The organism is Microcoleus sp. B13-B6 (genome assembly GCF_036705405.1).
Taxonomy (GTDB): Bacteria; Cyanobacteriota; Cyanobacteriia; order Cyanobacteriales; family Microcoleaceae; genus Microcoleus.
This window is the reverse complement of sequence record NZ_JAUBUJ010000046.1, coordinates 60,296-61,371: the sequence shown is the minus strand read 5'-3', so window position 1 is coordinate 61,371 and position 1,076 is coordinate 60,296. Positions and strand designations below refer to the sequence as shown.

Sequence of the window (1,076 nt, the reverse complement as noted above, 5' to 3'; positions counted from 1 at the left end):
GAAGTGGGAGTGATTGTGACTCCGGCAATGTCGTTATCAGTGATATTAGCTGTGACAGCAGCGACGGCAATGCTGTTGTAATTTGTATCCGTTGAAGTGGCGGTATGAGTAATAGTTCCTGTATGGTTGCCTTCAACGCTGTTATCATTAACAGCCGTGACAGTTACGGTTTGCGGTGTATTCCAATTAATTGAATTAAAGGTGAGTGTTGGAGCTGAAGTAGCGGTTTGAGCAGTGTTGCTAATGGCTAGACTAACATCGGCTGTGGGTTGTGAGGTTAAAACTACTGTGTAACTACCAGTTGTACTGCCTTCTGTAGCTGTTGTCGAAGTGGGAGTGATTGTGACTCCGGCAATGTCGTTATCAGTGATATTAGCTGTGACAGCAGCGACGGCAATGCTGTTGTAATTTGTATCCGTTGAAGTGGCGGTATGAGTAATAGTTCCTGTATGGTTGCCTTCAACGCTGTTATCATTAACAGCCGTGACAGTTACGGTTTGCGGTGTATTCCAATTAATTGAATTAAAGGTGAGTGTTGGAGCTGAAGTAGCGGTTTGAGCAGTGTTGCTAATGGCTAGACTAACATCGGCTGTGGGTTGTGAGGTTAAAACTACTGTGTAATTACCCGTTGTACCGCCTTCTGTAGCTGTTGTCGAAGTGGGAGTGATTGTGACTCCGGCAATGTCGTTATCAGTGATGGTTCGCGAGGCGGTATTGTTGGGGGCAGCGGCGAGGTTGTAAGCTGCACCGTCTGTGAGGGTGATGGTAACGGTTTCATTGGGATCGACAATGGCATCGTCGGTGGGAACGACGTTAATAGTGGCAGTGGTTTGTCCGGCTGGGATGGTGACGGTTCCCGATAAGGTGGTGTAGTCAGTGCCATTGGTTGCGGTTCCCCCTACTGTGTAAGCAACTGTAAAACCATCCGGTGCAATATCGTTGAGGGTGATGGTAAAAGTGCCTGTTGCGCCACCTTCTGCGGGAGTAATGCCAGCGGCGATGCTGACAATGGGGGCGTTTTCATAGTAGCGCGTGTTGCCGTCATTAGCCCCAACGAAGGCATCTAAATCGCCGTC

At 48.6% G+C, this 1,076-nt stretch carries 1 protein-coding gene; it reads right to left on the bottom strand.

Translation table 11 applies throughout. The features are described 5' to 3' along the window. A partial coding sequence (locus tag QUB35_RS20595) for a Calx-beta domain-containing protein (RefSeq protein ID WP_333143620.1) occupies window positions 1-1,076 on the bottom strand: 1,076 nt, incomplete at both ends.